The organism is Stenotrophomonas sp. LC732 (assembly GCF_052446685.1).
GTDB classification, from domain to species: Bacteria; Pseudomonadota; Gammaproteobacteria; order Xanthomonadales; family Xanthomonadaceae; genus Stenotrophomonas; species Stenotrophomonas muris.
In genome coordinates this window covers 2997878-3023647 of record NZ_CP199214.1, presented here as the reverse complement: position 1 = coordinate 3023647, position 25770 = coordinate 2997878, and the positions used below count along the sequence as shown (strand labels likewise).

Sequence of the window (25770 nt, the reverse complement as noted above, 5' to 3'; positions counted from 1 at the left end):
CATGCCCGGTGAAGGCTTAGTTGGCCCAGACGCTGTTGGGGTCGCCGTTGCGGGCGCGGCGCTGGCTGGCGACGGCCAGGCGAGCGAAGCCGAAGGCCATGGCCAGCGCGATGGCATCGACCCAGAACAGCGGCCAATGGCCACGCGCGGCGGCGCGCCACAGCCAGTCACCATTGAGTGCGCCGTGCAGGACCGGCACCAGTGCAGTGCTGAGCGCTGCGGTCCACAGCAGCTCGCGCGCCGCCTGCGCGGGGCGGCGCAGTGCGGCCCACAGCGCACAGGCTGCCCAGCTGCCGAAGCAGGCCCAGCGGATGCCATGGTCGACCGCCGACGGTGCCAACCGCTCCAGCACCAGCGCGGTGATGAAAGCGACCGAGATCGCCACGCACAGGCCGATGCACACGCCGACCGTGGCCCGCGCCATGTTCACACCGGCGCGTGGCTGTTGCGGCTGGCGACGCTTGCGCCGCGACTCGATCCACAACAGGTTGCCGGAGTAGAACAGGAACGCACCGCCGAGGCCGAGCAGGAAGTACAGCCAGACCACCACGCCGTTGCCGAACTCGCCGAAGTGCAGGGCATAGGCGGCGCTGAGCGTGGCGTGGTTGGCATCGCGCTGGCCCGGCAGCTGGGAGGCCAGGACGTTGCCGGTGGCCACGTCCAGGGCCACCGAACCGAGCGGCCCGAGTGTGCCGGTGGATTCGCCCGTGATCTCGATCGTGGCGTTGGCATCGCCGGCGTTGGCCAGCTTCAGGTAGGCCGGCTCGAAGTTGGCCACGCCCTGTGCGCGGGCTACTTCAAGCGCGCGCGCATGCAGCAGGCGCAGGCTGCCCGGCGGTGCCGGGATGCCACTGGCGTCGCGCACCGGCGCGGTGTCCATTGCAGTCGGTACCGCCTGCAGGGCCTTGCCGTCGTAGATCAGTGGATTGAGCAGGGCCATCTGCACGAACACCAGGCACAGCAGGGCGCCCGTGACCGCGAACATCAGGTGGAAGGGCAGGCTGAGCACGCCGATCACGTTGTGCGCGTCCTGCCACAGTTGTTTCAGGTTGCGGCCCGGACGCAGCGCGAACAGGTCGCCGAACAGCTTCGGCAGGTGGATCACCAGGCCGCTCAGCAGCGCCATGCCATACAGCAGGCTGACGATGCCCATCACGTAGATGCCGGCCACCGGCAGTCCGAGGCTGTAGTGCAGTTCGTTGACCAGTTCGGCCAGCCCGGTCTGTGGCGGCGTCGGGCTGCCGGCGATCTGGCCCGGCCAGGCATAGCGCCAGCTGCCGTCGTCGGCCTGCCAGTAGGCCAGGGGTTGCGGATGTTCGGCGCCGGGGAACGTCATGCCGACGTGGCGGCGGGCTTCCGGGTGTGCCGCCAGCACGTCTTCCAGCAGGTACTGCGCATCGTCCAGGCCCGCCGGCAACGCGGTGGCTGCACCGGGCGTCTGCCACAGCGGCAGGTCGTGGTGGAACAGGGTCAGCGCACCCGCGTAGAAGGCCACGAACAGGCCGAAGCCGGCAACCAGTCCGACCCAGGTGTGCAGGGTGGTGAACGTACGCAGGGTCTGCGAGCTGAACTTCATGGGGGGAGTCTCATTGCACCGCGCCGGTCAGGCGCAGCAGCGTCAGCACGGCGAAGCCGGCCGTAGCGCTGCCGGCCAGTGTCACCCAGGCGCGCAGCGCGCTGCGGAAGCTGAACGCCCACAGGGCAGCCAGCATCCACAGCGGGATGAACGTGATCAGGCTGGGCACCAGCGCGTTCTGCCAGGGGCCCGGCGGCAACCACGTCACCAGCCCGGTCGCGGCGGCGGCCAGCAAGAAGCCGGCCACGATGCCGGCGAAGGCGCGCGGCCACATCAGGGCGACTCCGTGCCCGGGCGATGCCAGGCGGCCAGTGCCGGCAGCAGCATCGCGGCCAGCATCCAGGTGCACAGCATCGCCACCAGGCCAGCGGCAAAGCCGAGTTCGGCCATCCACAGCCACAATGCGGCAGCCGCGGCGACCAGGCCGATCTCGCGGCCGAGGCGGCCGGCGCGGCGCAGGCGGGGCCAGCGGCAGTGCGGCGAGGCGGCATAGAAGGCCAGTGCCGAGAACATCGCTGCCAGCATGCCCAGGCTGCAGAAGCCCAGCGTGGAAAGGCCGACGGTGATCATTGCGGGCGGCCGCCATGGCAGCGGGCCAGCGAACGCGGGGCACGGGCGGGGCCGGCGGGAGCCGGTCGGAGCGGGTGGCGCATCACGAGGTCCTGGGGGGAAGCGGGCAGGCTGGCACGGGGCGGGCTGCGCGGACATGGTAATCATTGCGTTTTCACGCCGCCAGCGAGGGCCATTCAGCGGACCGTACGGTAGGCCTTGGGCTTTCCGGTGTGCTGGTTTAAGATCGTCGCAGAACCCTGACTGGAACAAGGTGGCCCGCGCCCAGCGCCGGCCGAGCGTGCGACATGAGCACTACCACCGCCCACTGTTGACCTGCCCCCGAAGGCCCTGTGTTCCAGGCGCCCTCGCGGCGCTTTTTTATTGCCCGGGCAATGGCCCGGGAACGCTTTCCAGCCCGCCCAGCGGGCCCCGCACGAAGCCAATGCGATGATCAACATTACCCTTCCCGACGGCAGCCGCCGCGAGTTCGAAAACCCCGTCAGCGTCATGGACGTCGCCCAGTCGATCGGTGCCGGCCTGGCCAAGGCCACCATCGCCGGCTCGGTCGACGGCGTGCTGGTCGATGCCAGTGACGTCATCGACCACGATGCCAGCCTGCGCATCATCACCGCCAAGGACGAGGAGGGCGTGGAGATCATCCGCCACTCCTGCGCCCATCTGGTCGGCCACGCCGTCAAGCAGCTGTACCCGGACGTGAAGATGGTGATCGGCCCGGTGATCGCCGAGGGCTTCTACTACGACATCTATTCCGAGCGCCCGTTCACCCCGGACGACATGGCCGCGATCGAGAAGCGCATGGGTGAGCTGATCGCCCAGGATTACGACGTCATCAAGAAGATGACGCCGCGCGCCGAAGTGATCGAGATCTTCAAGGCCCGTGGCGAGGACTACAAGCTGCGCCTGATCGAGGACATGTCCGACGACATCCAGGCGATGGGCATGTACTACCACCAGGAATACGTGGACATGTGCCGCGGCCCGCACGTGCCGAACACGCGCTTCCTGAAGGCCTTCAAGCTGACCCGCATCTCCGGCGCCTACTGGCGCGGCGATGCGCAGAACGAACAGCTGCAGCGCATCTACGGCACCGCCTGGGCCGACAAGAAGCAGCTCGAGGCGTACATCAAGCGCATCGAGGAGGCCGAGATGCGCGACCACCGCCGCATCGGCAAGCAGCAGGACCTGTTCCACCTGCAGGAAGAGGCGCCGGGCCTGGTGTTCTGGCACCCGAAGGGCTGGGCGTTGTGGCAGGTGGTCGAGCAGTACATGCGCAAGGTCTACCGCAGCAGCGGCTACGGCGAAGTGCGCTGCCCGCAGATCCTGGACGTGAGCCTGTGGAAGAAGTCCGGCCACTGGGACAACTACCAGGACAACATGTTCTTCACCGAGTCGGAGAAGCGCACCTACGCGGTCAAGCCGATGAACTGCCCGGGCCACATCCAGGTGTTCAACCAGGGCCTGCACAGCTACCGCGACCTGCCGATCCGCTACGGTGAGTTCGGTTCCTGCCACCGCAACGAGCCGTCCGGCGCGCTGCACGGCATCCTGCGCGTGCGTGGTTTCACCCAGGACGATGGCCACGTGTTCTGCACCGAGAGCCAGATCGAATCGGAAGTGACCGCGTTCCACCAGCAGGCGCTGGCGGTCTACCAGCACTTCGGCTTCGACGAGATCCAGATCAAGATCGCGCTGCGTCCGGAATCGCGCCTGGGCGACGACGCCACCTGGGACAAGGCCGAGGGCGCACTGCGTTCGGCGCTGTCCGCCTGTGGCGTGGAATGGCAGGAGCTGCCGGGCGAGGGCGCCTTCTACGGCCCGAAGATCGAGTACCACCTGAAGGATGCCATCGGCCGTACCTGGCAGCTGGGCACCATGCAGGTCGACTTCATGATGCCGGGCCGCCTGGGCGCCGAGTACGTGGATGAGAACAGCCAGAAGAAGCATCCGGTCATGCTGCACCGCGCCATCGTCGGCTCGATGGAGCGCTTCCTGGGCATCCTGATCGAGCACCACGCCGGCCAGTTCCCGGCCTGGCTGGCGCCGACCCAGGTGGTGGTGGCCAACATCACCGACGCCCAGGCCGACTACGTCTCGGGCGTGACCAAAACCCTTGCGGAGCAAGGCTTCCGCGTCAGCTCGGATTTGCGTAACGAGAAGATCGGCTATAAAATCCGCGAGCATACGTTGCAGCGCGTGCCCTACCTGCTGGTCATTGGTGACCGCGAGAAGGAAAATGGGGCTGTGGCGGTGCGTACGCGTTCTGGCGAAGACCTGGGCAGCATGAGCCTGCAGGCCTTCATCGAGCGGCTCCAGGCCGAGGGCGCGTAAGCAAAGGTCCGGTCCGGGGGCACAGGCACCCGGACCGGTTCGATACCCTTGGGAGAACGTAATATCAGCACCCCTGACAACAAACAGAACCGCAAGAATCAGGAAATCCGTGTGCCGCGCGTCCGCGTGATCGGCAGTGACGGAGAAATGATCGGCGTGTTGTCGCGCGACGAAGCGCTGTCCATGGCCGAAGATGAAGGCCTGGACCTGGTCGAAATCCAGCCGCAGGCCGATCCGCCGGTCTGCAAGATCATGGACTTCGGCAAGTTCAAGTTCGAAGCGCAGAAGAAGGCCAGCGAGGCCAAGAAGAAGACCAAGCAGGTCGAGATCAAGGAAGTGAAGTTCCGTCCGGTCACGGACGAGGGCGACTACCAGATCAAGCTGCGCAAGATGCGCGGGTTCCTTGAAGAAGGCGACAAGATCAAGGTCAACATCCGTTTCCGTGGCCGTGAAATGAGCCACCAGGAACTGGGTCGCGAAATGGCCAACCGGATCGAGACCGATCTGGGCGAGGACATCGTCATTGAATCCCGTCCGCGCCTGGAAGGGCGTCAGATGGTCATGATGATCGCGCCGAAGAAGAAGACCTGAGGCCTGACGGGCCGCCTTCCGGGGCGCCTGGCTGAATGGTTCAGGGTAAGGGGACGCCACTGGCGTCCCTTTGCTTTTGCAGAATGCCGGTGAAATGCCGGCGCAAGAGGTGCTGGGGCTGGTGGCAGGGCGGTTTTGCCTGTATCATGCCCGGCTCGACCCACCCAGGACGGGTCGTACGCCGATCATGGCAGGACGGAAAGAGCGGCCCAGGCCGCCGCCAGATCAGTCAGAAACCAGGGTCAAATCCCATCAAGGACATTGCAATGCCCAAGATCAAGACCAACCGGGCAGCGGCCAAGCGTTTCCGCAAGACCGCCTCGGGCAAGTACAAGTGCGGCCACGCCAACCGTAGCCACATCCTCACGAAGAAAGCGACCAAGCGTAAGCGTAATCTGCGTCAGACGGGCCATGTCCGTGCAGAAGACGCAGGCCGTCTGGACCGCATGCTCCCTTACCTCTGAGGAACTGAAAAATGGCACGAGTTAAGCGTGGCGTACAGGCGCGTCGCCGCCACAAGAAGATTCTGGATCTCGCCAAGGGCTATTACAACGCCCGCCGCAAGGTCTTCCGCGTCGCCAAGCAGGCGGTCATCAAGGCACAGCAGTACGCCTACATCGGCCGTAAGCAGAAGAAGCGCAACTTCCGTTCGCTGTGGATCACCCGTATCAATGCGGCTGCCCGCATCAACGGCCTGAGCTACAGCCGCTTCATGAACGGTCTGCTGAAGGCCGGCATCACCCTGGACCGCAAGGTCCTGGCTGACATCGCCGTGCACGACGCAGCCGGTTTTGCTGCGCTGGCCGAAAAGGCCAAGGGCGCGCTGGCGGCATAAGTCCTTCCCGATGCCGTAACCGTTCATCCGGAACGGTGTCAGGTCAAGGCAATGCATGGGGAAGGGCGCAAGTCCTTCCCCATTCTTTTTTGGGTCCCGGCGAGGCCATGGCGGCAGCGCGGGGACGGCGGTGGCGACAGGGGTCGGCCCTTCGCGCATCGCGATGGCAGATCGACTGGAGTTCCGGCCCCCCATGAGCGACATCCAATCCCTCACCACCCAGGCGCTGGCCGATGTGGCCGCCGCACAGAGCCCCGACGTGCTGGAACAGCTGCGCGTGGCCCTGCTTGGCAAGAGTGGCAGCATCACCTCGCAGCTCAAGCAGCTCGGCGCCCTGCCGGCCGACGAGCGCAAGGCCGCCGGTGAAGCGATCAACCAGGCCCGCGACGCGCTGACCCGCGCGCTCGGCGAGCGCAAGGCGCTGCTGGAAGATGCGGCACTGGATGCACGCCTGGCCGCCGAAGCCATCGACATCACCCTGCCGGGTCGCAACGGCGACCGCGCCGGCCTGCATCCGATCACCCGCACCCTGGAGCGCATCACCGGCATCTTCGGCCGGCTGGGCTACGAGCTGTCGGAAGGGCCGGAGATCGAGGACGACTGGCACAACTTCGAGGCGCTGAACTTCCCGCCGCACCATCCGGCGCGCGCCATGCACGACACCTTCTACTTCGGCGACGGCCGCCTGCTGCGCACGCACACCTCCGGCGTGCAGGTGCGCTACATGGGTGACCACGCGCCGCCGCTGCGCATGATCGCCGCCGGCAAGGTGTACCGCAGCGACAGCGACCAGACCCATTCGCCGATGTTCCATCAGGTGGAAGGCCTGCTGGTGGACGAGCATTCGACCTTCGCCGACCTGAAGGGCACGCTGGCCGAGTTCGTGCGCGCCTTCTTCGAGCGCGATTTCGAAATGCGCTTCCGCCCCAGCTATTTCCCGTTCGTTGAGCCGGGCGCGGAAGTGGACATCGCCTGGCAGCAGCCCGATGGCAGCACCCGCTGGCTGGAAGTGCTGGGCTGCGGCATGGTCCATCCGAACGTGCTGCGCAACGTCGGCATCGATCCGGAGCGCTACACCGGCTTCGCCTTCGGCATGGGCGTGGAGCGCTTTGCAATGCTGCGCTACGGCGTCAACGACCTGCGTGCGTTCTTCGAGAACGACGTGCGGTTCCTGAAACAGTTCGCGTAAGCCGCAACCGTGTAGGGCCGAGCCATGCTCGGCTGCTCCCAAATTCGCAGGCCCAGGCGCATGCGCCGGGCCCACCAGGATGACACCATGAAATTCTCCGAAAACTGGCTGCGCAGCCACGTCCCGACCGGCGCTTCGCGCGATGAACTGAGTGCAGTGCTGACCGCCATCGGCCTGGAAGTGGAAGACGTGACCGCGCTGGGCGAAGGCCTCGACCACGTGGTCGTGGCACGCATCGTCGATGCGGTGCGCCATCCGGAAGCGGATCGCCTGCAGGTGTGCAGGGTTGATGCCGGGCAGGGCGAACTGCTGCAGATCGTGTGCGGCGCCCCGAACGCGCGCCCGGGCCTGGTCGCGCCGCTGGCGATGGTCGGTGCGCAGATCGGCGAGCTGAAGATCAAGCCGGCCAAGCTGCGTGGCGTCGAGTCCAACGGCATGCTGTGCTCGGCCAAGGAACTGGGCCTGGACAACGATGCTTCCGGCCTGCTGGAACTGCCCGACGACGCACCGGTCGGCCAGACCCTGGTCGAGTACCTGGGCCTGCCGGATGCCAGCATCGAGATCAAGCTGACCCCGAACCGCGCCGACTGCTTCAGCCTGCGCGGCATCGCCTACGACGTCGCCGCCGCCACCCGCAGTGAAGTGCTGGACTTCGCTGCCGACGCCATTCCGGCAGTCGGCAGCCGTGAGCTGGGCATCCAGCTCGACGCCGGCGCCGAAGCGCCGCGTTACCTGGGCCGTGTCATCGAAGGCGTCAATGCTGCCGCCAAGACCCCGTTGTGGATGGCCGAGCGCCTGCGCCGCAGTGGCGTGCGTCCGGTCTCGCTGCTGGTCGACATCACCCAGTATGTGATGCTGGAGCTGGGCCAGCCGATGCACGCCTACGACCTGGGCACCCTGCAGGGCAGCATCGCCGTACGCCGTTCGCGCGCGGGCGAGACGCTGAAGCTGCTGGACGGCCGCGATGCTGCGCTGGACGACAGCTTCCTGGTGGTCACCGACGCTGACCGCGCGGTCGGCCTGGCCGGCCTGATGGGCGGCTTCGACACCCGCGTCACCGACGCGACCACCGCCGTGTTCCTGGAAGCGGCGCACTTCGCGCCGGCCGCGATCATGGGTCGTGGCCGCAAGCTTGGCCTGCACACCGATGCCGGCCATCGCTTCGAGCGCGGCGTCGATCCGGCGCTGCCGCGCACCGCGATCGAGTACGCCACCCGCCTGGTGCTGGACCTGGCCGGCGGTACCCCGGCACCGGTCACCGAGGCCGTGCGTGAAGCCGATCTGCCGCAGCCGGCGACCATCGTGCTGCGCCGCGCCCGCATCACCCGCGTGCTCGGCATCACCATCGACGATGCGGAAGTCGAGCGCATCCTGCGCGCGCTGGGCATGGACGTGGTCGCCGCCGCCGACGGCTGGCAGGTGGTCGCGCCGAGCCGCCGCTTCGACATCGCCATCGAAGAAGACCTGATCGAAGAGCTGGCCCGCATCCACGGTTACGAGCAGATCCCGACCACGCTGCCGGGCGGTGCCTCGCGCGTGGCGATGCCGAGCGAGACCCAGCTGGACGCGCTGAGCGTGCGCCGCCAGCTGATCGCCCGTGACCAGCAGGAAACCGTCAATTTCGCCTTCGTCGACGACGCGCTGCTGACCCAGTGGCAGCTGCGCGACGGCCTGGTGCCGCTGGCCAACCCGCTGTCGGCCGAACTGGCGGTGATGCGCCCGTCGCTGCTGCCGGGCCTGGTCGCCACGTTGGGCCGCAACGCCGCCCGCCAGTTGGGCCGCGTGCGTCTGTTCGAGCTCGGCCGCGTGTTCGCCCAGCAGGCCGGAGACGGCCAGCCGGCACCGCTGGAAACCCCGCGCGTGGCCGCTGCGGTCTGCGGTGAGGCGCAGGCGGTGCAGTGGGGCCTGCCGACCCGCAAGGTCGACTTCCATGACCTGAAGGGCGACCTGGAATCGCTGGCGGCCGCCAGTGGCGCGCAGCTGGAGTTCCGCCCGTCCGTCCGCGCCTACGGCCACCCGGCGCGTTCGGCCGAGGTGTTCCGCGATGGCGTGGCGATCGGCTGGATCGGCCAGATCCACCCGCGCCTGACCCGGGCGATGGATATCGAAGCCGACGTCTACGCCTTCGAGCTGGACCTGGAGCCGCTGACCGCCCGCCGACTGCCGCGCGCCGGCGAGCTGTCGCGCTTCCCGGCGGTGCGTCGCGACCTGGCGTTCCTGGTGCCTGAACAGGTGGCCTGGGCCGATCTGGCGGCCACCGTCCGCCAGGCCGCCGGCCCGCTGCTGCGCGACCTGAACCTGTTCGACCGTTACGTCGGCCAGGGCGTCGAGCCGGGATTCAAGAGTCTCGCTATGGGCTTGATTTTGCAGGACAAGTCGCGCACTCTGACGGACCGCGACGTGGATGCGGTGGTGGCCGAGGCGGTCACTGCCATCGAGCGTGAACACCACGCCCGGATCCGCGGCTGAGCGGGCAGCACTCGGGGGTAGCAGGCAATGGCATTGACCAAGGCGGAGATGGCGGAAAAGCTGTTCGACGAAGTCGGTCTGAACAAGCGGGAAGCCAAGGAATTCGTCGACGCGTTTTTCGATGTGCTGCGTGAAGCATTGGAACAGGGACGTCAGGTGAAGCTGTCGGGCTTCGGCAATTTCGATCTGCGGCGCAAGAACCAGCGCCCGGGTCGCAACCCCAAGACCGGCGAGGAAATTCCGATTTCCGCCCGTACGGTGGTCACCTTCCGTCCGGGCCAGAAGCTCAAGGAGAGGGTGGAAGCTTATGCTGGATCCGGGCAGTAACCGCGAACTACCGCCGATCCCGGCCAAGCGCTACTTCACCATCGGTGAAGTCAGCGAGCTGTGCGACGTCAAGCCGCATGTCCTGCGCTACTGGGAAACCGAGTTTCCCAGCCTTGAGCCGGCCAAGCGCCGAGGCAACCGCCGCTACTACCAGCGCCACGACGTGCTGATGGTGCGGCAGATCCGCAGCCTGCTGTACGAACAGGGCTACACGATCGGTGGTGCACGCCTGCGTCTGGACGGCCCCGATGCCCGCGAGGAATCGGCGCTGAGCAACCAGATCATCAAGCAGGTGCGCATGGAGTTGGAAGAAGTGCTGCAGTTGCTGCGCCGCTGATCCCATTTACATCGTAATCCGCTATACTTCACGGCCCGCCGCAGTGGCGGGCACATCGCAGCATCAGTCGGGGCGTAGCGCAGCCTGGTAGCGCATCTGCCTGGGGGGCAGAGGGTCGTCGGTTCGAATCCGGCCGTCCCGACCACTGTGATGAATCAAGAAGCCCGCGCAGCGATGCGTGGGCTTTTTTGTGCGTGCGGTGTATGCTGCGCGCCACTCGTACTACCGCGGCTGCTGAACCCGGTACTCACGAGAACACATCATGGATTCTGCAAGAAACCGTGCCTGGCGTCGCAGCCAGGCTCGCAACCGTGGTGGCGACCGCGCCACGACCGCCTACAGCTACAAGCCCGAGAAGAACTGGAAGCTGCTGTATACGCGCGATGCCAAGCTCGCGCGCGCACGCCAGCTGGGCTTCACCTATCCGGTCCTCAGCGCCCGCCAACTGCAGGAACAGGAATGATCAAGCTGCTGTTCGTCTGCAGCCGCAACCAGCTGCGCAGCCCGACCGCCGAAGCCATGTGGCGACGGCGACCCGGCTTCGCTGCGCTGTCGGCCGGCACCAGTCCGCATGCACGACGCCCCATCGGCCCGGCGGATATCCGCTGGGCCGATGTCATCTTCGTGATGGAGGCCAAGCACCAGCATCGCCTGCAGGCCGCCTATGCGCGCCTGCTGGAATACAAGCGCCTGCATTGCCTGGATATCCCCGACGACTATCGCTGCATGGATCCGCTGTTGATGGACCTGCTGGATGCAAAGGTGACCACGTATCTCGATCAGCTGCCGGCAAAGCGGTAGAGCAGCTCCGGATCGCCTTCGTCCAATCCGTGCACGATGCCGCTGTCGATGAAACCCGAAGCGGCGAGCAGGCGTTGCATGCCGGTATTGGAAGCATTGGTCGAAGTGAACAGCCTGCCGTGGCGGTGCAGCGCGATGGCATGGCGCAGCAGGGCGGCGCCGACGCCCTGGCTGCGTTGTTCGCGCGCCACCATCAGCATCTCGACGAAGGCTTCGCCGAAGAAGTGATGGTGGATGACCAGGTAACCGGCCAGCTGACCGGCCCATTCGGCCACGTGCATGCCACCACGGGCCTGCCAGTCGCTGATCTGCCGTGCGCGTTGCGGATCGTGGACCGCAACGCTGTCGAGCGCGATCAACGCGGAAACGTCGGCGGGCATTGCCTCGCGGATGTGCAACATCGTCGAGGAGGGATCGGGCGGCACCATCGAAGGCTCCTGGGCTGGGTGCGCCCAGTCTATCGATCGCGTCGGCCGTGTCTGCGCATCCGCCACAGCCAGCGTGTGGTCGGCAGTCAATACACACGGAACTCGGCACGGCAGCCGTCGCTGACCCACACGCCGCGGCGGTCCCAGCCCCAGTTGCGATCCTCGACGCACGGTGTCACCGACTTCTGCTTGACCAGGCGTACCTCGTGGCGCACACGGATGCGGCATTCCTTGTCCTTCTGCTCGTAGGACTCGCAGACCAGGCGCTCGCCATCGTCATCGCGGTCACGGTCCCGGCCGCGCCCCGGCCAGCGGCCGCGTCCCTGTCCGTCGGCCACGAACTCGGCGCGACAGCCGTCGGTGACCCAGAGCATGCGGCGGCTCTGGCCCCAGTTCTGGTCCTCTACGCAGCGGGTGACCGACAGCTGCCTGGCCAGGCGCATGCGGCCTTCGATCGGGCACTGCTGGGTCTTGTTGAACTGCGATTCGCAGCGCAGCGGCGCAATGGGATCGCTGTCGTAATCCTGGGCGGCCACCGTGGTGGCGGCCAGCAGCAGGGCCAGGGTGGGGAGGGCAATCGGCAGCAGCAGGCGATGGGTCATGGGGGGCCTCGGCAGGGGAATGGGCCGCAAGAATGGACCAGCCCGGGGCCATCGGAACGGATCGTTCCGGCGTTGGCTCAGTGGGGATTTAGTAGTGTGCACCGGCCCATGCAGAGCCTTACATCCCTTATCATCGCGGCACATCCGATCGCATCGGCTTACACCTTCTTAGATCTCTCCCACGCTTGCCGGCCCAGCCTGTGGCTGCCGTCACTGGCGTGCAGCCGGCGTGTGGAGGAGGATGCGCGGACCACGACGACCACAGGGGGTTGCGTTGATCAGCAGTACCGTCATTCATCGCTCGGCTGGCGCAGAGGCCGGGCAGGTGCGTGTCCTGGACACCACGTTCAAGGGCAAGCATGTGTTCATTGCGTGGGGCCTGCGCGGGCCGGAACTGGCCCGCAGCGCGGACCCGCCCGCCACCGTGGCTGCGCGCAAGGCGCTGCATGCCGTGGCCGGCCACAGCGAGGGACCGCGCAGCCCGGAGGTGTTCATCGCCAACCAGTCGGCAGTGGCGATTACCGTCTATCGGCTGCTGACCGAGGCGCGTTCGGGCGATGCCATCTTCTTCCTGTGTGATTCGCAGGCCGTGGTCGACTGGTTGATCACCGCACTGGAAGTGCAGGGCGAAGACTGACAGCGCGCAGGGTCAGGCCAGTGCCGCATCCACCGCCGCCAGGGCGTGCAGGGTGGTGGTGTCGAACAGCGGCACCGGGCTGTCCTCGGCGCGGACCAGCAACATGATTTCGGTACAGCCGAGGATGATCGCTTCGGCGCCGCGTGCAACCAGGCGCGCGATCACGCCGGCGTATGCCTGCCGCGAATGCTCGCTGACCACGCCGCAGATCAGCTCCTGGTAGATGATGTCGTGCACGCTGCGGCGATCATCGGCCTCCGGAACCAGTACCTCCAGCCCGAAGCGGTCCTGCAGCCGGTCGCGGTAGAACGCCTGCTCCATGGTGAAGGCGGTGCCGAGCAGTCCCACCTTGCGGATGCCGGCCTGCAGGATCGCCGCGGCGGTCGGGTCGGCGATATGCAGCAGGGGCAGCGGGCATCCGGCTTCGATCCGGCCGGCCAGCGTGTGCATGGTGTTGGTGCAGATCACCAGCAGCTCGGCGCCACCGGCCTGCAGCCGCCGTGCAGCATCGAGCATGTGGTTGCCCAGCAGATCCCATTGGCCGTCGTGCTGCAGCTGCTTGATGCCGGCGAAATCCACCGACCACAGCAGCAGTTGCGCCGAATGCGCGCCACCGAGGCGATGCCGCACCGCCTCGTTGATGAGCCGGTAGTACTGCGCCGAGCTTTCCCAGCTCATGCCGCCGATCAGGCCAAGGGTCTTCATGCACTGCTCCAAGCCAGAGACGGCCATTGCAGCACAGATGGCAGTGGCGCTGCCGTGCACGGGCGCCGGCATCTGTAACCGTCGCATCCACCGCCCGCTGTATGTGCCGCGTCCTGCATGGGTGCCCTATGCTGGTGCCGTCTTCTGAAGTGGAAACCGGCAATGGCCCTGCATACCTGGTGGTGGTTCCTGGCCACGGTCTTCGTGCTGTGCGGGACGCCCGGGCCGAACATGCTGCACATCCTCGGGCGCAGCGTCGGGCTGGGGTTCCGTGGCAGCGTGCCGGCCATGGCCGGCTGCCTGCTGGCGATGCTGCTGGTGCTGGCCGCATCCGCTGCGGGCCTGAGCGCGTTGCTGCACTCCTCGCCGATGCTGTTCGAAGTGCTGCGCTATCTCGGTGTGGCCTACCTGGCCTGGCTTGGCATCAAGGCGTGGCGTGACAGTTGCCGCCCGGCACCCGCGGTGGCCGATGCTGCCGAGGTCACACTGGCGCCGGTACATGGCGCAGCGACGGTATTCCGTGGCGGCCTGTGGGTTGGCCTGAGCAACCCCAAACTGTTGTTGTTCGCCGCGGCGTTCCTGCCGCAGTTCGTTGATCCGTCGCGTAGCCAGGCCGTGCAGTACAGCGTGCTGGTGGCGACCTTCGCGGCCTGCGAACTGTTCTGGTACGTGATGTACGCCGCCGGTGGCCACGGCCTGCGTCGTTGGCTTGCAAAGCCATTCGCACGGCGCTGGTTCGAGCGGCTGGTGGGAAGCGTGTTCCTGGCCTTCGCGGTGGCGCTGCTGCGCTTCCGGCCGCGCTGATTCACGCCGCACACGCGGCCTTTTCACGATTGCCGCATCGGCTGCGGCCTAGCCTGATCACACCGTTTGCGTTCCCTGCGGGGTAAGGACTGACATGATCAAGTGGGCCATCATTTTCGCCATCATCGGCATCATCGCCGGCGTGCTGGGCTTCGGCGGCATCGCCGGTGCCGCTGTGGGCATCGCCAAGTTCCTGTTCTGGGCCGGCATCATCATTGCCGTGGTGCTGTTCCTGATCGGCATGAGCGTGGCGAAGAAGGTCAGCTAGCACCTGTCGCGCAGCAGCGTGTTCAGTGCGCGCTGCTGCGCGAGAACAGGTTGATCACCAGCACGCCGGCGCAGATCAGCGCGATGCCGGCCAGCGCAGCTGCATCCAGCCGCTGCTTGAACACCACCAGGCCGATCAGCGAGATCAGCACGATGCCGACGCCGGACCAGATCGCATAGGCGATGCCGGTCGGCACCGACTTCATGGTGACCGACAGCAGGTAGAAGCACAGCCCGTAGCCGACCAGCGCGCCCAGTGTCGGCCACAGCCGGCTCATGCCGTCCGAGGCCTTCAGCAGCGACGTGGCAATCACTTCCAGCACGATGGCGGCGGCCAGGTAGATATAGGGGTTCATCGCGGGCTCCGGGTCACTGCGGGTCGCACAGCTTGAGGGCCTGCTCGGCCATCGCCAGCGCATTGAGGCGCTCTGCTTCGTCCAGCGGCCGACCATAGGCGGTGGCCCAATAGCCATCGGCCGCGCAGCGTGCCGCGTACAGGCGCGGATCGCCGGCTTCGCCGGGGAACTCGGCCAGCATCGCGCGCTTCCAGTCGCGCCAGTGCGCCAGCAGGGCCGGCTCCATCAGGTTGCCCAGGGTCAGGCCGATGTCGTTGTCCTGTTCCTGCTGCAGCAGGTGCTCGAAGTTGGCCCGCACATAGGCGCGGCTGAAGCAGCCGTGGCCGGGCGTGCCGTCCTGCAGGAGCGCGCGCACACGCGCCTCGAATTCGCCGATGAGTGCGCCGATGGCTTCATCGACCAGTGCCTGCTTGCTGCTGAAATGGTGGAACAACGCGCCCTTGCTGACCCCGGCCACGCGCGCGACATCCTGCACGGTCAGTGCCGCCAGCCCGTGCTGGCCAATCACGGCAATGGTGGCGTGCAGCAATGACTGGCGCACGCTGTCGGGCGCTTTGCGCCGCGAGCGGGGAGGGGGCGAGGACATGATGGGAAGAAACCGACTGGACGGTATGATTGTAGCGCAGCCGGATCGCGTCACCGGCGCGACCATCGGCCACCGCCCGGTGGGAGCCGGATCAATCGTCGATGCGTGCGAAACGCGCCTGCGGGCCGTGTTTGCCTGGGACCTGCTCGACGAACATCGGGTAGGGGCGTACCCACAGGCCACCTTCGCCGTAGAGTGCGCGGTACAGCACCAATGGTTCCAGCGTCTCGCTGCTGCGGACGATGTCGATCACTTCGTATTCGCCGCCCTTGAAGTGGCGATACCGGCCACGGGCGAGGTCGGGCAGGGGACTCAGCTCAGCCATGACGGGTCGTGCTCACTTGCGCGCCGGGCTGGCGGGCGTGGCGCAGTACGCGTCGATCGCCTCGGCGCTGTTGGCCAAGCCGTGTGCCTGTGCCAGCTCCCAGGGCCGCTCGCAGCGCTGGCTGTGTTCGCACCACTGGTAGCCGGCCGAGCCGATGCAGCCGTGCGCGTCGCGATCGCCGCCTACCTTGGGCATGGTGGTCGAAGGCTTGCCGTCGGCACGCGGGGCTGCATTGTCCGGGCTCGCGCATGCGGCCAGAACCAGCAGCGCTGGAATCAGAAGAAGCACCTTCATGCGCGAGCTCCGTGCGTAAAGCAACATATTCTGTCGCAAATAGCCCGTCAGCAAGCGCTCAGTGCACGGCGGCGCGGACCAACTCTTCGATCAGAATCAGATAGCTGGCCACGAAATAGAACTTCAGCAACGTCGAACGCTGGTGCGAGAAGAAGGTGCGCATGTGGAAGGGGCCCCTGTTGATGATGGTAGTGTGAAGCCCAGCTGACTCCGTGACAAGGATCACGGAATGAACGAGCTAAACGGACTCAGGGATGTGATGAGGGCGGGGTTCTGACGCACTGGCGCGGACTTTTCGTACAAATCTGATAGGCCATTCCGGAGGCGGTCGCTAGCCTGATGGTGTAACGGCGAGCGGCACGTCTGCCTGCCACCGCACCCTCTATCCGCAGGAGCCTCCCCATGGTCATCACCGTCCAATGCACTGCCCAGCGCTGGTCCGTACTGCACCCGCAGGCACGCGAGGCCACCCGCTACGCACGTGGCGCCGACGCCTTTGACGCCGCCGCCGCGCTGGCCCTGGAGCATCACCGCCGCACCGGCCAGCGCAGCACGGTGCGGGTCGAGGCGCTTGGCAATACGGTAGACGCGCTTCACGTCGGAGAGTGACGCCAGCAACCGTGACGCAGTCAGGTCCGGTTGCGTTGTTTGAATGGGGAAAAACTGCCGTTGCGCTCCCCTCTGTGCGCCGGGCCGTGAATCCCGGATGCTTGCGCCATCGTATTCATCTGGAGATCTCGATGGGCAAGGCACTCACTTGGCGCACCCTGGCCTGCACCCTGTTGCCGATGCTGGCGGCGGCCGGCGGCGCCCAGGCGCAGAGCTATGGCTACGGCTATGACGACGACCGCTATGGTGGCCGCGATGGCAGTGGCATCGTGCGCTGCGAGTCGGTCAAGAATCGCAGCAATGAGTGCCGCCTGGACGGCCGCGCGCGGTTGATCCGCCAGTTGTCCGGTTCGCCCTGTGTGGAAGGTGAGACCTGGGGCCAGTCGCGCAACGGCGTCTGGGTCACGCAGGGGTGCCGTGCCGAATTCGTCGGTGAATATCGCCGCGGTGGCGGCTGGGGTGGCAATGGTGGCGGCTGGGGCAATGGCAATGGCAACGGATGGGGCGGCGGCGATGTGGTCACCTGCCATTCCAATGGACATCGGCAGGAGTACTGCGATGCGCGCATCCGCCGGGGCGTGCGCCTGATCCGCCAGGACTCGCGCAGCGCCTGCATCGAAGGCCAGAGCTGGGGCTGGGATCGCCGCGGCATTTGGGTGAGTGATGGCTGCCGGGCGCAGTTCCAGGTGAACTGACCTTTACGGGTTCAGCCCATGAAAATCAGAATAATCTGATACAGCTCACATTTTGAACGCCGTATTGTCTGCGATCCGGGCATGTTGCATGCCCTGAATTCCAGCGGTGCCGTGTGCCATAACCGGCATGGGCATCCCTCCGCCGTCGATACGCTGTCTCAAGGAGTGAGCTGCATGTTGATCCGCCTGCAATGCGAACAGCGCCAGTGGCGCGTGCTGCATCCGGACCGGCCGGAGCCGATCGAGTTCCGCGATGGCGCCCGCGCCTACGACTTCGCCGAGACTCTGGCCCGCCTGCACTTTGTCGACACCGGTCAGCGTGCGGCCGTGCGCGTGGAAGCCAGCGGCGCGTTCGTCGAAGCGGTCAGTTACGGCTGAGCGCGGGTGCCTGCCAAGGCAGGCACCCGGAATTCCATCATCCACGCATGGCGTGGATCTACGCGTTTCAAGCCTGGAGGGTGCGGACGCTGTCCGCGCCCATTGCGCCCTGTGTGGATCTACCGGGTGGTGATCGGCCTCAGCCTGCCGCGCTGAGCGGCGGGGTACCTGCGGCGAGCTGCGGCCAGCGCTTGAGCACAGCAGCGCGGATGCCGGCGGCGTCGATGCCGGCTTCGGCCAGCAGGTCTTCGCGGCTGGCATGGTGCTGGTAGCTGTCGGGCAGCCCCAGGTGCAGGATCGGACGCAGCACGCCTTCGGCATTGAGCAGTTCACCAACACCGGAGCCGGCGCCACCGGCCACCACGTTGTCTTCGATCGTCACCAGGCCCTCATGCTGGGCGGCGACAGCCAGCACCAGCTCGCGGTCCAGCGGCTTGATGAAACGCATGTTGACCACGCTCAGGCCCAGTTCGCGACCGACCTGCTCGGCGGCGGCCACGGTGCTGCCGAAGGCGAGCAGGGCAATGCGGCTGCCCTGCAGGCGCAGTTCGCCCTTGCCGATCGGCAGGGTCGACAGGTCGGTGCCGGCTGCAACGCCAGTGCCGGTGCCGCGCGGGTAGCGCACGGCGGCCGGGCCCGGGTGCTGCAGGCCGGTGCTGAGCATCTGCCGGCACTCGGCTTCGTTGGACGGTGCCATCACCACCAGGTTCGGCACGCAGCGCAGGAAGCTCAGGTCGAGGTTGCCGGCATGGGTCGCACCGTCCGGGCCGACCACGCCGGCGCGGTCAATCGCGAACAGCACGTCCAGGTCCTGGATGGCCACGTCATGTACCAGCTGGTCGTACGCGCGCTGCAGGAAGGTCGAGTAGATCGCCACCACCGGCTTGCCACCCTGTGTGGCCATGCCGGCGGCGAGGGTGACCGCATGCTGTTCGGCAATCGCCACGTCGAAATAGCGCTGCGGGTATTCCTTGCTGAAACGCACCAGGCCGGAGCCTTCGCGCATCGCCGGGGTGATGCCGTACAGGCGCGGCTCGGCGGCGGCGGCATCGCACAGCCAGTCGCTGAATACATCGGTGTACGTCGGCTTCTTGGCCCCGGCCTTGGCCACCAGGCCCTTGTCCGGATCGAACGGGCCCACGGCGTGGTAACCGATCTGGTCGCCCTCGGCCGGCTCGTAACCCTTGCCCTTGGTGGTCATCACATGCAGCAGCTTCGGGCCCTTGGAGGCGCGCAGCGTCTTCAGCGTGGACAGCAGGGCGGGCATGTCGTGGCCGTCGATCGGGCCGGTGTAGTGGAAGCCCATTTCCTCAAACATCGTGGAAGGCACGAACATGCCCTTCCAGTGTTCTTCCCAGCGTTTCACGAAGCGTGCCGGATTGTTCTTCTTGTCACCGAGAATCTTCTTGCCGCCTTCGCGCAGCGCGTTGAGCGTGCGGCTGCCGGTGGCGCGGCCCAGCATCTTGGTCAGGCCGCCCACGGCCTCGGAGATCGACATGTTGTTGTCGTTGAGGATCACCAGCAGGTTTGGCTCCGGCTCCATGCCGCCAGCGTGCATCAGCGCTTCGAACGCCATGCCGGCGGTCATCGCGCCGTCACCGATCACCGCCACGATCTTGCGGTCGTCGCCTTCGGACTGGCGGGCGATGGCCATGCCCAGTGCGGCCGAGATCGAGGTCGAGGAGTGGCCGACACCAAAAGTGTCGTACTCGCTTTCCTCGCGCTTCGGGAACGGCGCGATGCCGTCCTTCTGCTTGACGGTGTGGATCTCGTCGCGGCGGCCGGTCAGGATCTTGTGCGGGTAAGTCTGATGGCCGACGTCCCAGACCAGCTGGTCGTGCGGTGTCTGGTACAGGTAGTGCAGGGCCACGGTGAGCTCGATCACGCCCAGGCCGGCGGCGAAGTGGCCGCCACTCTTGCCCACCGATTCAATGAGGTAGGCGCGCAGTTCGTCGGCAACCGCCCTCAATTCGGATTCGTCGAACGTGCGCAGGTCATCCGGCGTCTGGATGCGCGCGAGGCGGGGATAGCGGGCAGAGTCGATCATCATGTTCGCACTTTTTCTGAACGCCCATTTTCGCCCTCAAACGGGGGTGGGGCAAGCAAACGCCGCCGTCCGTGACAGGACGGTGAGGGTTGCATTTTCAGGCGTTCAGGTGCTCAGTTTCGAGCGCTTGGGCAATTGCGCCTTCAGGAAGGCCATCTGGTCGGCCAGGATGTTGCGGTTGGACAGGATCAGGTGCTCGATCCAGCTGGGCCGGTAGGGCACTGCCAGCAGGGGCATGCCGGCCTGCTGCGGGGTGCGGTCGCTCTTGCGCGAATTGCAGTGGAAGCAGGCGGTGACCACGTTTTCCCAGCAGTCCAGGCCGCCCTTGGACAGCGGCATGACGTGATCGCGGGTGAGCGTGGGGCGGCTGAACTGCTGGCCGCAGTACATGCACAGATGGGCGTCGCGGGCGAAAAGGGCCTGGTTGGTCAGGTTCGGCGTCGGGTCGATCGCACGGGAGCGGGCGTGGCCGCGGGCGGCGATGATCGGGTGCAGGTCCATGCCGCTCTGCAGGCCGCTGAAGCGGTTGGTGCCGCCGTGGATGTGCAGGCAGGGGTCGCCGAGCGTCCAGGCCACCGCCTCGCGGGCGTAGAGGCAGGCCGCATCCTGCCAGGTGATCCAGTCCAGTACGCGTCCGTGGGCATCAAGTGAGAGCAGCCGGACCGAACCGGGGCGATGCAGCGTCGTGGCGTTGGGCGATGCTTCGGCGCCCGGAGCAGAAAACGGAGCTCCGGCTTCGATCAGACCCAAGCGTGTAGTGTCTGTCTCCATCGGGAGAACAGCTTATACCTGAATCATTGCGATTTGGGTATCGCCCGGAGGGCGAAACCCAAATCGCAATGATTCAGGTCCGCGCATTCCTCCTATCCCCCGCACCTGTCGGTGCGCCCCCTTTAGCAACCCAGCCCGCCGTCGGCGCGCTGGGTTGCCCGCGCATTCTTCCTAATCCCCGCGCCTGTCGGCGCGCCCCCTTTAACAAAAGGGGGCTCTTCTCCAGAAGGATTTCAGGGGTTCTCATCCACGCGTGGCGTGGATCTACAGCAGCGGAAATCTGTCGAAGGCGGGGTGGGTCCGGTGGCGTGCGCCGTCCCCCGCAATTGGACCCACCTCGCCATCCCGCAGGAAGCCGGCTGTTGCGGTTGCCGGCCAGCGGCCGGCACCACAGGTGCCGGGCGAAGCCCGGCTCAGGCGCCGAAGCGCTCGTCGTCCATGGCCATCAGCGGCGCGGCGCCGGCCTGGATCGCGGCGGCGTGGCTGAGGGTGCGCGGCAGCACGCGGGCGAAGTAGAACCGTGCGGTCTCGCGCTTGCCCTGGGCGAAGGCGGCGCCGTGCGCGCTGGCATCGGCGGCGGCCACGCTGCGGGCCCACCAGTAGGCCAGCACCACGTAACCCGAATAGAACAGGTAGTCGTAGCTGGCCGCGCCCAGTTCGTCGGGATTGGCGGCCGCGCGCTGCAGCACGTCCATCGTCAGCTTGCCCCATTCGGCGGCCTTGGCGCGCAGCGGGCCGATGAACTCGGACAGCGCTTCGTTGCCCTCGTGTTCCTTGGCGAAGGCTTCGATCTCGGCCAGCATCAGCTTCAGGCCGGCGCCCTGGCTGGATGCGGTCTTGCGGCCGATCAGGTCCAGCGCCTGGATGCCGGTGGTGCCTTCATACAGCGTGGTGATGCGTGCATCTCGGGCCAGCTGCTCCATGCCGTGCTCGCGGATGTAGCCGTGGCCACCGAAGCACTGCAGGGCGTTGTAGGTGTTCTCGATGCCCCATTCGGTCTGGCAGGCCTTGGAGATCGGGGTCAGGAAGCTCACCAGGGTGTCGGCGCGCTCGCGCTCGGCGGCATCCTGGGCGTGGTGGGCGATGTCGATCAGGGTGGCGGCATGCAGCGCCAGCAGGCGGCTGCCTTCGACCAGCGACTTCACGGTCAGCAGCATGCGACGCACATCCGGGTGGACCAGGATCGGGTCGGCCGGCTTGTCCGGGAACCTGGCGCCGCTCAGGGCGCGCGACTGCAGGCGCTCACGGCTGTACTTCAGTGCGTTCTGGTAGGCGCGCTCGGACAGGCCGATGCCCTGCAGGCCGACACCCAGGCGCGCGGTGTTCATCATGGTGAACATGGCCTGCAGGCCCTTGTGCGGCTGGCCGACCAGGTAACCCTGCGCACCATCGAAGTTCATCACGCAGGTGACCGACCCCTTGATGCCCATCTTGTGTTCGATCGAGCCACAGCGCAGTGCATTGCGCTCGCCGACGTTGCCATCGCGGTCGACCTTGAACTTCGGGGTGACGAACAGCGAGATGCCCTTGGCGCCCGGAGGGGCGTCGGGCAGCTTGGCCAGCACCAGGTGCACGATGTTCCCGGTCAGGTCGTGCTCCCCGGCGGTGATGAAGATCTTGGTGCCGGTGATCGAGTAGCTGCCGTCGGCGTTCGGCTCGGCCTTGGTCTTGAGCAGGCCCAGGTCGGTGCCGCAGTGCGGCTCGGTCAGGCACATCGTGCCGGTCCAGCGGCCTTCGATCAGCGGCTTGAGGAAGGCGTCGTGCTGCCACGCCTCGCCGTGCTGCTTCAGCGCTTCAATGGCGCCGTGCGAGAGCAGCGGGAAGTTGCCCCACGCCAGGTTGGCGGCGTTGATCATTTCGTTGAGCGGCACCCCCAGGGTGTGCGGCAGGCCCTGGCCGCCCAGCTCCGGCGAGGCGGTCAGGCCGGTCCAGCCGCCATCGACGAACTGGTCGTAGGCCTGCTTGAAGCCGGGCGGGGTGGTCACTTCACCGGTGGCCTGGTCGAGTACGCAGCCGATCTCGTCGCCGACGCTGTTGAGCGGGGCCAGCACGGTGGCGCTGAAGCGGCCGGCTTCCTCCAGCACGGCATCGACCACGTCGGCGGTGGCGTCGGTGAAGCCCAGGCGGGCGAACAGGGGTTCGACCTTGAGCACGTCGTGCAGGGCGAAACGGAGGTCGGAAAGCGGGGCGGTGTAGCTGCTCATCGGTACGTCTCGATTTGATCAGGGCAGAGGGGAGCGGCGCCGGGCGCCGCGACGAAAGGCGGGTTCAGCGCAGCACGCCGGGCAGGCCGGGGGCCTGGTTGAGGGTGCTGCGGCTGCTGATGTCGAAGCTGCGCTGCTTCTTTTCCTGCGGCGTGGCCGCCACCGTTCCCTTCAGGGCGTAGGCCAGGGTGCGGTTGCTGGCCAGCGCGTCGGCCACCACCAGGCGCGCGGTCGAGCTGGGCACGAGGTCGACATTGATGACATCGGCGGAGGTGCCGCCGATGGAGATGCCGGGCTTGACCTGCAGGGTGCCGGCATCGCTGTCGCCGACGGTCAGCGCCAGTGAGACATCATCGAAGGTCATCGGCATCGAGCTGAAGTTCTGCAGGCGCAGGGCCACGGTCCAGTTGCCGTCGGCACGCACGGTCAGCTGCTGCAGGCTGGCCGCCGGTTCCGAAACACGCTTGACGATGCCGTTGCTGCAGGCAACAAGGGCGAGGGTGCACAGGACGATCAAGGCGGTACGGAAGCGGTGGAGCATGGGCGCAAGTCCTCTGGAGGGGGTGCGTTGGGGTAAGCATACTACGGCGTATGGTTTTATGGATCGCCCGGAGCGACCCGTCCGCAGAGGGTAGCGCGTGAAGATGGCGGTCGGGCATGCACAACGCCGGATGGCGCGCGCACGATGCGCCGGATGCGAAGCGGTTCAGTCGGCCGCGGGATCGCGCAGCGGGGCCATCAGGCGCAGTGGCCCGAGGTCGTACCCCATCGACTCGGCCTTGGCTTTCAACTGTTCGAACCGATCGCGCTCCATCTCCGGCAGGCGCGAGAGGATCCACAGATACTTGCGGCCGGGTTCGCCGACCAGGGCCCATTGATAGTCCGGGTCCAGCGCCAGCACCCAGTAGTCGGCCCAGACCATGGGCGCCCAGCTCAGCCAGTCGGGGACGAAGCGCACCTGCAGTTGCCCGGGATGGCCGGCCACCGGGCGTGCCACGCCTTCGGCGACCACGCGCTCGCCGTCACCCTTGCGGCAGGCATTGGTGACGCTGATGCGGCCGTCGCGGCGCAGGCCATAGTTGGCGGTGATGTCGCCCACGCACTGCTTCTGGAACGAGACTGGAAGATGCGCGATCTCGTGCCATTGGCCCGCGTAGCGATCAATGTCCAGGTGCTCGACCGCGCGCACCGGTTCAGTGGCGATCACCGGGAAGGCGGCCAGCAGCAGGCAGGCGAGCAGGGCGGGGCGCAGATGCATCGGCAGGCTCCAGGCAGGAGTCTGGAGCGTAGGTGCCGCGGCCCGTGCCGGTGTAAATGTTTCGTCAACCGGGCCACGGTGGTCGCCGCTTGCGCGAAGCGCGAATAAAAAAAGACCTGCATTTCTGCAGGTCTCTGAAGATGGTGGCCGAAGACGGAATCGAACCGCCGACACGGGGATTTTCAATCCCCTGCTCTACCAACTGAGCTACTCGGCCAAATTGTGTGGCTACCGCGGTGAGTGCGGTTTCCGGAAAAAAAAGACCCGCATTTCTGCAGGCCTTCGAAAGTGGTGGCCGAAGACGGAATCGAACCGCCGACACGGGGATTTTCAATCCCCTGCTCTACCAACTGAGCTACTCGGCCACATGTTTCGTTGCAGCGAGGTCGCTGCCAAGGACGCGTATATTACGGAGGTCGGCTGCCTTCGGCAAGCGTTTTGCCAAGATTTCTTCACATTGCCCTCTGCGCGCTCGCAAGTGCTTGATCCTCCGTTGTGGGGCGGGGCGTGCCCCATCGATTGTCGTCTGCGGTGGAAATCAGCAGGTCGCCGCGTTCGCCAAAGCTGCAAGGGCAAGGGGTGCGCCGGACCCGCGCGGGTCCGGGCAATGGAACGCTGTTTTCGTGGCCGCCATCGGGGATCGCCGCAGCGTAGTGTCGGCAGTCCTTTCCCGATGCTGGCAACAGCAGAGACCTGGCCATGTCCGATTGCTCCACCGCGTCCCGCATCGTGCTTGCCTCGCGTCCGCAGGGGGCGCCAAGTGCAGCCAATTTCCGCCTGGAACAGGTTGCGCTGCCGGCCCTGGCCGAGGGCGAAGTGCTGCTGCGCAACCGCTACCTTTCGTTGGACCCGTACATGCGAGGACGCATGGACGAGGGCCCGTCGTATGCCGCGCCGGTGGCGGTAGGGGCGGTGATGGAAGGCCAGACCGTGGCCGAGGTGCTGCAATCCAAGGCCGAGGGCGTAACCGCAGGCGAGCTGGTGCTGGCGCCGGGGGGCTGGCAGACCCACGCGGTGCTGCCGGCCAAGGCGCTGGGGCGTCGTCTGGATCCGGCCGGGCTGCCGCTCAGTACGGCGCTGGGGGTATATGGCATGCCCGGTTTCACCGCCTATTCCAGCCTGCATGAAATCGCCCGTCTGAAGCCGGGCGAGACGTTGGTGGTAGCCGCCGCGACCGGGCCGGTGGGCGCGACCGTGGCGCAGCTGGCCAAGCTGCAGGGCGCGCGCGTGGTCGCCATCGCCGGTGGCGAGGCCAAGCGTGCCTATCTGCAGACGTTGGGCGTGGACGTGGCGCTGGATCATCGCGTGGCTGATTTTGCGGACCAGCTGCGCGCGGCAGTGCCTGCGGGCATCGACGTGTACTTCGAGAATGTCGGCGGCCATGTGCTGGATGCGGTGCTGCCGCTGCTCAACGACTTCGCCCGCATTCCGGTCTGCGGCACCATCGCTACCTACAACGAGCGGGGCGTCGAGCAGCCTGGCCCGGATCGGCTGCCGTCACTGTTCAGCCAGATCCTGCGCCAGCGCCTGACCGTGCGTGGTTTCATCGTGCACGACTTCAACCACCTGTGGCCGGACTTCGAACGCGAGATGCCGCAGTGGCTGCGCGAGGGCCGCATCCAGTACCGCGAGGATGTGGTGGAAGGTCTGGAGAAGGCGCCGGAGGCGTTCTTCGGGCTGTTGCAGGGGCGCAACTTCGGCAAGCTGGTGGTGAAGCTGGATTGAGTGCTTGGTGGGTGTGCCGACCAAGGTCGGCCACTACCGGAAGCTGGGTGTGC

General features: G+C 66.6%; 32 protein-coding genes and 3 tRNA genes. 18 read left to right on the top strand and 17 right to left on the bottom strand.

Features of this window, described 5'->3' with window-relative positions; all coding sequences use genetic code 11:
• Window positions 1-16: 16 nt before the first annotated feature.
• Genes ACT6SE_RS14530 through ACT6SE_RS14520 form a run of 3 tightly spaced genes read right to left on the bottom strand, consistent with a single transcriptional unit; the run spans window position 17 to window position 2146 of the window.
• Window positions 17-1576, bottom strand: a complete 1560-nt coding sequence (locus ACT6SE_RS14530; protein ID WP_032957459.1) for a PepSY-associated TM helix domain-containing protein — start codon at window positions 1574-1576, stop codon at window positions 17-19.
• A 10-nt stretch (window positions 1577-1586) separates the two neighbouring features.
• Window positions 1587-1850, bottom strand: coding sequence for a hypothetical protein (locus ACT6SE_RS14525; protein ID WP_046431798.1), 264 nt, complete (start codon window positions 1848-1850; stop codon window positions 1587-1589).
• Window positions 1850-2146 (bottom strand): hypothetical protein, encoded by a 297-nt coding sequence (locus ACT6SE_RS14520; RefSeq protein ID WP_014647850.1) that lies wholly within the window; start codon window positions 2144-2146, stop codon window positions 1850-1852. The genes ACT6SE_RS14525 and ACT6SE_RS14520 overlap by 1 nt, the downstream gene beginning before the upstream one ends.
• Before the next feature lie 429 nt (window positions 2147-2575).
• Here ACT6SE_RS14520 and thrS point away from each other — a divergent pair, with 429 nt between their 5' ends.
• The 11 genes from thrS to ACT6SE_RS14465 all read left to right on the top strand — a co-directional run bounded on the left by thrS (window position 2576) and on the right by ACT6SE_RS14465 (window position 11026).
• Entirely contained in the window at window positions 2576-4477 is a 1902-nt protein-coding gene (thrS, locus tag ACT6SE_RS14515; RefSeq protein WP_032957627.1) for a threonine--tRNA ligase, read from the top strand.
• Window positions 4478-4525: 48 nt separating this feature from the next.
• Window positions 4526-5068: a translation initiation factor IF-3 gene (infC, locus tag ACT6SE_RS14510; RefSeq protein ID WP_079222586.1), complete on the top strand. Its 543-nt coding sequence runs from the start codon at window positions 4526-4528 to the stop codon at window positions 5066-5068.
• A 266-nt stretch (window positions 5069-5334) separates the two neighbouring features.
• Entirely contained in the window at window positions 5335-5532 is a 198-nt protein-coding gene (gene rpmI, locus ACT6SE_RS14505; RefSeq protein WP_005410436.1) for a 50S ribosomal protein L35, read from the top strand.
• 11 nt (window positions 5533-5543) lie between these two features.
• Entirely contained in the window at window positions 5544-5903 is a 360-nt protein-coding gene (rplT, locus tag ACT6SE_RS14500) for a 50S ribosomal protein L20 (RefSeq protein ID WP_005410435.1), read from the top strand.
• A gap of 193 nt (window positions 5904-6096) precedes the next feature.
• On the top strand, window positions 6097-7092 hold the full coding sequence (locus ACT6SE_RS14495) for a phenylalanine--tRNA ligase subunit alpha (RefSeq protein WP_005417865.1): 996 nt from the start codon (window positions 6097-6099) through the stop codon (window positions 7090-7092).
• Between the two features lie 87 nt (window positions 7093-7179).
• Entirely contained in the window at window positions 7180-9561 is a 2382-nt protein-coding gene (pheT, locus tag ACT6SE_RS14490; protein WP_046431787.1) for a phenylalanine--tRNA ligase subunit beta, read from the top strand.
• Window positions 9562-9588: 27 nt separating this feature from the next.
• Window positions 9589-9888, top strand: a complete 300-nt coding sequence (locus tag ACT6SE_RS14485) for an integration host factor subunit alpha (protein WP_005410432.1) — start codon at window positions 9589-9591, stop codon at window positions 9886-9888.
• Window positions 9869-10225 (top strand): MerR family transcriptional regulator, encoded by a 357-nt coding sequence (locus ACT6SE_RS14480; protein WP_005410431.1) that lies wholly within the window; start codon window positions 9869-9871, stop codon window positions 10223-10225. Before ACT6SE_RS14485 ends, ACT6SE_RS14480 begins: the two co-directional genes overlap by 20 nt.
• 68 nt (window positions 10226-10293) lie before the next feature.
• Window positions 10294-10370 (top strand) — tRNA-Pro (locus ACT6SE_RS14475).
• A 117-nt stretch (window positions 10371-10487) separates the two neighbouring features.
• Window positions 10488-10688, top strand: coding sequence for a hypothetical protein (locus ACT6SE_RS14470; protein WP_014647847.1), 201 nt, complete (start codon window positions 10488-10490; stop codon window positions 10686-10688).
• Window positions 10685-11026, top strand: coding sequence for a low molecular weight protein tyrosine phosphatase family protein (locus ACT6SE_RS14465; protein WP_046431784.1), 342 nt, complete (start codon window positions 10685-10687; stop codon window positions 11024-11026). Before ACT6SE_RS14470 ends, ACT6SE_RS14465 begins: the two co-directional genes overlap by 4 nt.
• Here ACT6SE_RS14465 and ACT6SE_RS14460 read toward each other — a convergent pair.
• Both ACT6SE_RS14460 and ACT6SE_RS14455 read right to left on the bottom strand, forming a co-directional pair.
• A complete protein-coding gene (locus ACT6SE_RS14460; RefSeq protein WP_046431782.1) occupies window positions 11005-11454 on the bottom strand; it encodes a GNAT family N-acetyltransferase in 450 nt (149 codons plus the stop codon). The genes ACT6SE_RS14465 and ACT6SE_RS14460 overlap by 22 nt on opposite strands.
• Window positions 11455-11540: 86 nt before the next feature.
• Window positions 11541-12056: a DUF3011 domain-containing protein gene (locus tag ACT6SE_RS14455; protein ID WP_046431780.1), complete on the bottom strand. Its 516-nt coding sequence runs from the start codon at window positions 12054-12056 to the stop codon at window positions 11541-11543.
• Window positions 12057-12297: 241 nt separating this feature from the next.
• Here ACT6SE_RS14455 and ACT6SE_RS14450 point away from each other — a divergent pair, with 241 nt between their 5' ends.
• A complete protein-coding gene (locus ACT6SE_RS14450) occupies window positions 12298-12693 on the top strand; it encodes a hypothetical protein (protein ID WP_032956187.1) in 396 nt (131 codons plus the stop codon).
• A gap of 12 nt (window positions 12694-12705) precedes the next feature.
• Here the strand turns inward: ACT6SE_RS14450 and ACT6SE_RS14445 are convergent, their stop codons facing one another.
• Window positions 12706-13398 (bottom strand): aspartate/glutamate racemase family protein, encoded by a 693-nt coding sequence (locus tag ACT6SE_RS14445; protein WP_032956186.1) that lies wholly within the window; start codon window positions 13396-13398, stop codon window positions 12706-12708.
• 162 nt (window positions 13399-13560) lie between these two features.
• Between ACT6SE_RS14445 and ACT6SE_RS14440 the strand changes: the two genes are divergently transcribed.
• Window positions 13561-14202 carry a LysE family translocator gene (locus tag ACT6SE_RS14440; protein ID WP_014647842.1) on the top strand — a complete coding sequence of 214 codons (642 nt, stop codon included), beginning with the start codon at window positions 13561-13563 and terminating at the stop codon, window positions 14200-14202.
• Between the two features lie 94 nt (window positions 14203-14296).
• Window positions 14297-14470 (top strand): DUF1328 domain-containing protein, encoded by a 174-nt coding sequence (locus ACT6SE_RS14435; protein WP_005417836.1) that lies wholly within the window; start codon window positions 14297-14299, stop codon window positions 14468-14470.
• 22 nt (window positions 14471-14492) lie between these two features.
• On the opposite strand, the gene ACT6SE_RS14430 is transcribed toward ACT6SE_RS14435, so the two are convergent.
• From ACT6SE_RS14430 to ACT6SE_RS14415, 4 genes are all read right to left on the bottom strand, one after another.
• Window positions 14493-14825 carry an SMR family transporter gene (locus ACT6SE_RS14430; RefSeq protein ID WP_014647841.1) on the bottom strand — a complete coding sequence of 111 codons (333 nt, stop codon included), beginning with the start codon at window positions 14823-14825 and terminating at the stop codon, window positions 14493-14495.
• Between the two features lie 13 nt (window positions 14826-14838).
• Window positions 14839-15411 (bottom strand): TetR/AcrR family transcriptional regulator, encoded by a 573-nt coding sequence (locus ACT6SE_RS14425; RefSeq protein WP_046431777.1) that lies wholly within the window; start codon window positions 15409-15411, stop codon window positions 14839-14841.
• A gap of 91 nt (window positions 15412-15502) precedes the next feature.
• A complete protein-coding gene (locus ACT6SE_RS14420) occupies window positions 15503-15736 on the bottom strand; it encodes a DUF1653 domain-containing protein (protein ID WP_014647839.1) in 234 nt (77 codons plus the stop codon).
• A gap of 12 nt (window positions 15737-15748) precedes the next feature.
• Window positions 15749-16030 carry a hypothetical protein gene (locus tag ACT6SE_RS14415; protein ID WP_014647838.1) on the bottom strand — a complete coding sequence of 94 codons (282 nt, stop codon included), beginning with the start codon at window positions 16028-16030 and terminating at the stop codon, window positions 15749-15751.
• Between the two features lie 402 nt (window positions 16031-16432).
• Between ACT6SE_RS14415 and ACT6SE_RS14410 the strand changes: the two genes are divergently transcribed.
• From ACT6SE_RS14410 to ACT6SE_RS14400, 3 genes are all read left to right on the top strand, one after another.
• Window positions 16433-16639 carry a hypothetical protein gene (locus ACT6SE_RS14410; protein ID WP_046431774.1) on the top strand — a complete coding sequence of 69 codons (207 nt, stop codon included), beginning with the start codon at window positions 16433-16435 and terminating at the stop codon, window positions 16637-16639.
• A gap of 131 nt (window positions 16640-16770) precedes the next feature.
• Entirely contained in the window at window positions 16771-17334 is a 564-nt protein-coding gene (locus tag ACT6SE_RS14405) for a DUF3011 domain-containing protein (protein WP_032956176.1), read from the top strand.
• Between the two features lie 174 nt (window positions 17335-17508).
• Window positions 17509-17712, top strand: coding sequence for a hypothetical protein (locus tag ACT6SE_RS14400; protein ID WP_005417823.1), 204 nt, complete (start codon window positions 17509-17511; stop codon window positions 17710-17712).
• A 139-nt stretch (window positions 17713-17851) separates the two neighbouring features.
• Here ACT6SE_RS14400 and dxs read toward each other — a convergent pair whose 3' ends face one another.
• The 7 genes from dxs to ACT6SE_RS14365 all read right to left on the bottom strand — a co-directional run bounded on the left by dxs (window position 17852) and on the right by ACT6SE_RS14365 (window position 24357).
• Window positions 17852-19759: a 1-deoxy-D-xylulose-5-phosphate synthase gene (gene dxs / locus ACT6SE_RS14395; RefSeq protein ID WP_032956193.1), complete on the bottom strand. Its 1908-nt coding sequence runs from the start codon at window positions 19757-19759 to the stop codon at window positions 17852-17854.
• Window positions 19760-19864: 105 nt separating this feature from the next.
• A complete protein-coding gene (locus tag ACT6SE_RS14390) occupies window positions 19865-20530 on the bottom strand; it encodes an HNH endonuclease (RefSeq protein ID WP_032956174.1) in 666 nt (221 codons plus the stop codon).
• A gap of 413 nt (window positions 20531-20943) precedes the next feature.
• Window positions 20944-22734 carry an acyl-CoA dehydrogenase C-terminal domain-containing protein gene (locus ACT6SE_RS14385; RefSeq protein ID WP_046431771.1) on the bottom strand — a complete coding sequence of 597 codons (1791 nt, stop codon included), beginning with the start codon at window positions 22732-22734 and terminating at the stop codon, window positions 20944-20946.
• 64 nt (window positions 22735-22798) lie between these two features.
• Window positions 22799-23275 (bottom strand): LEA type 2 family protein, encoded by a 477-nt coding sequence (locus tag ACT6SE_RS14380; protein WP_014647826.1) that lies wholly within the window; start codon window positions 23273-23275, stop codon window positions 22799-22801.
• A gap of 165 nt (window positions 23276-23440) precedes the next feature.
• A complete protein-coding gene (locus ACT6SE_RS14375; protein WP_046431769.1) occupies window positions 23441-23992 on the bottom strand; it encodes a lipocalin family protein in 552 nt (183 codons plus the stop codon).
• 141 nt (window positions 23993-24133) lie between these two features.
• Window positions 24134-24209 (bottom strand) — tRNA-Phe (locus tag ACT6SE_RS14370).
• A gap of 72 nt (window positions 24210-24281) precedes the next feature.
• Window positions 24282-24357 (bottom strand) — tRNA-Phe (locus ACT6SE_RS14365).
• A 334-nt stretch (window positions 24358-24691) separates the two neighbouring features.
• Here ACT6SE_RS14365 and ACT6SE_RS14360 point away from each other — a divergent pair.
• Complete coding sequence (locus ACT6SE_RS14360) at window positions 24692-25717, top strand: NADP-dependent oxidoreductase (RefSeq protein WP_046431768.1); 1026 nt, start codon at window positions 24692-24694, stop codon at window positions 25715-25717.
• Window positions 25718-25770 lie beyond the last annotated feature (53 nt).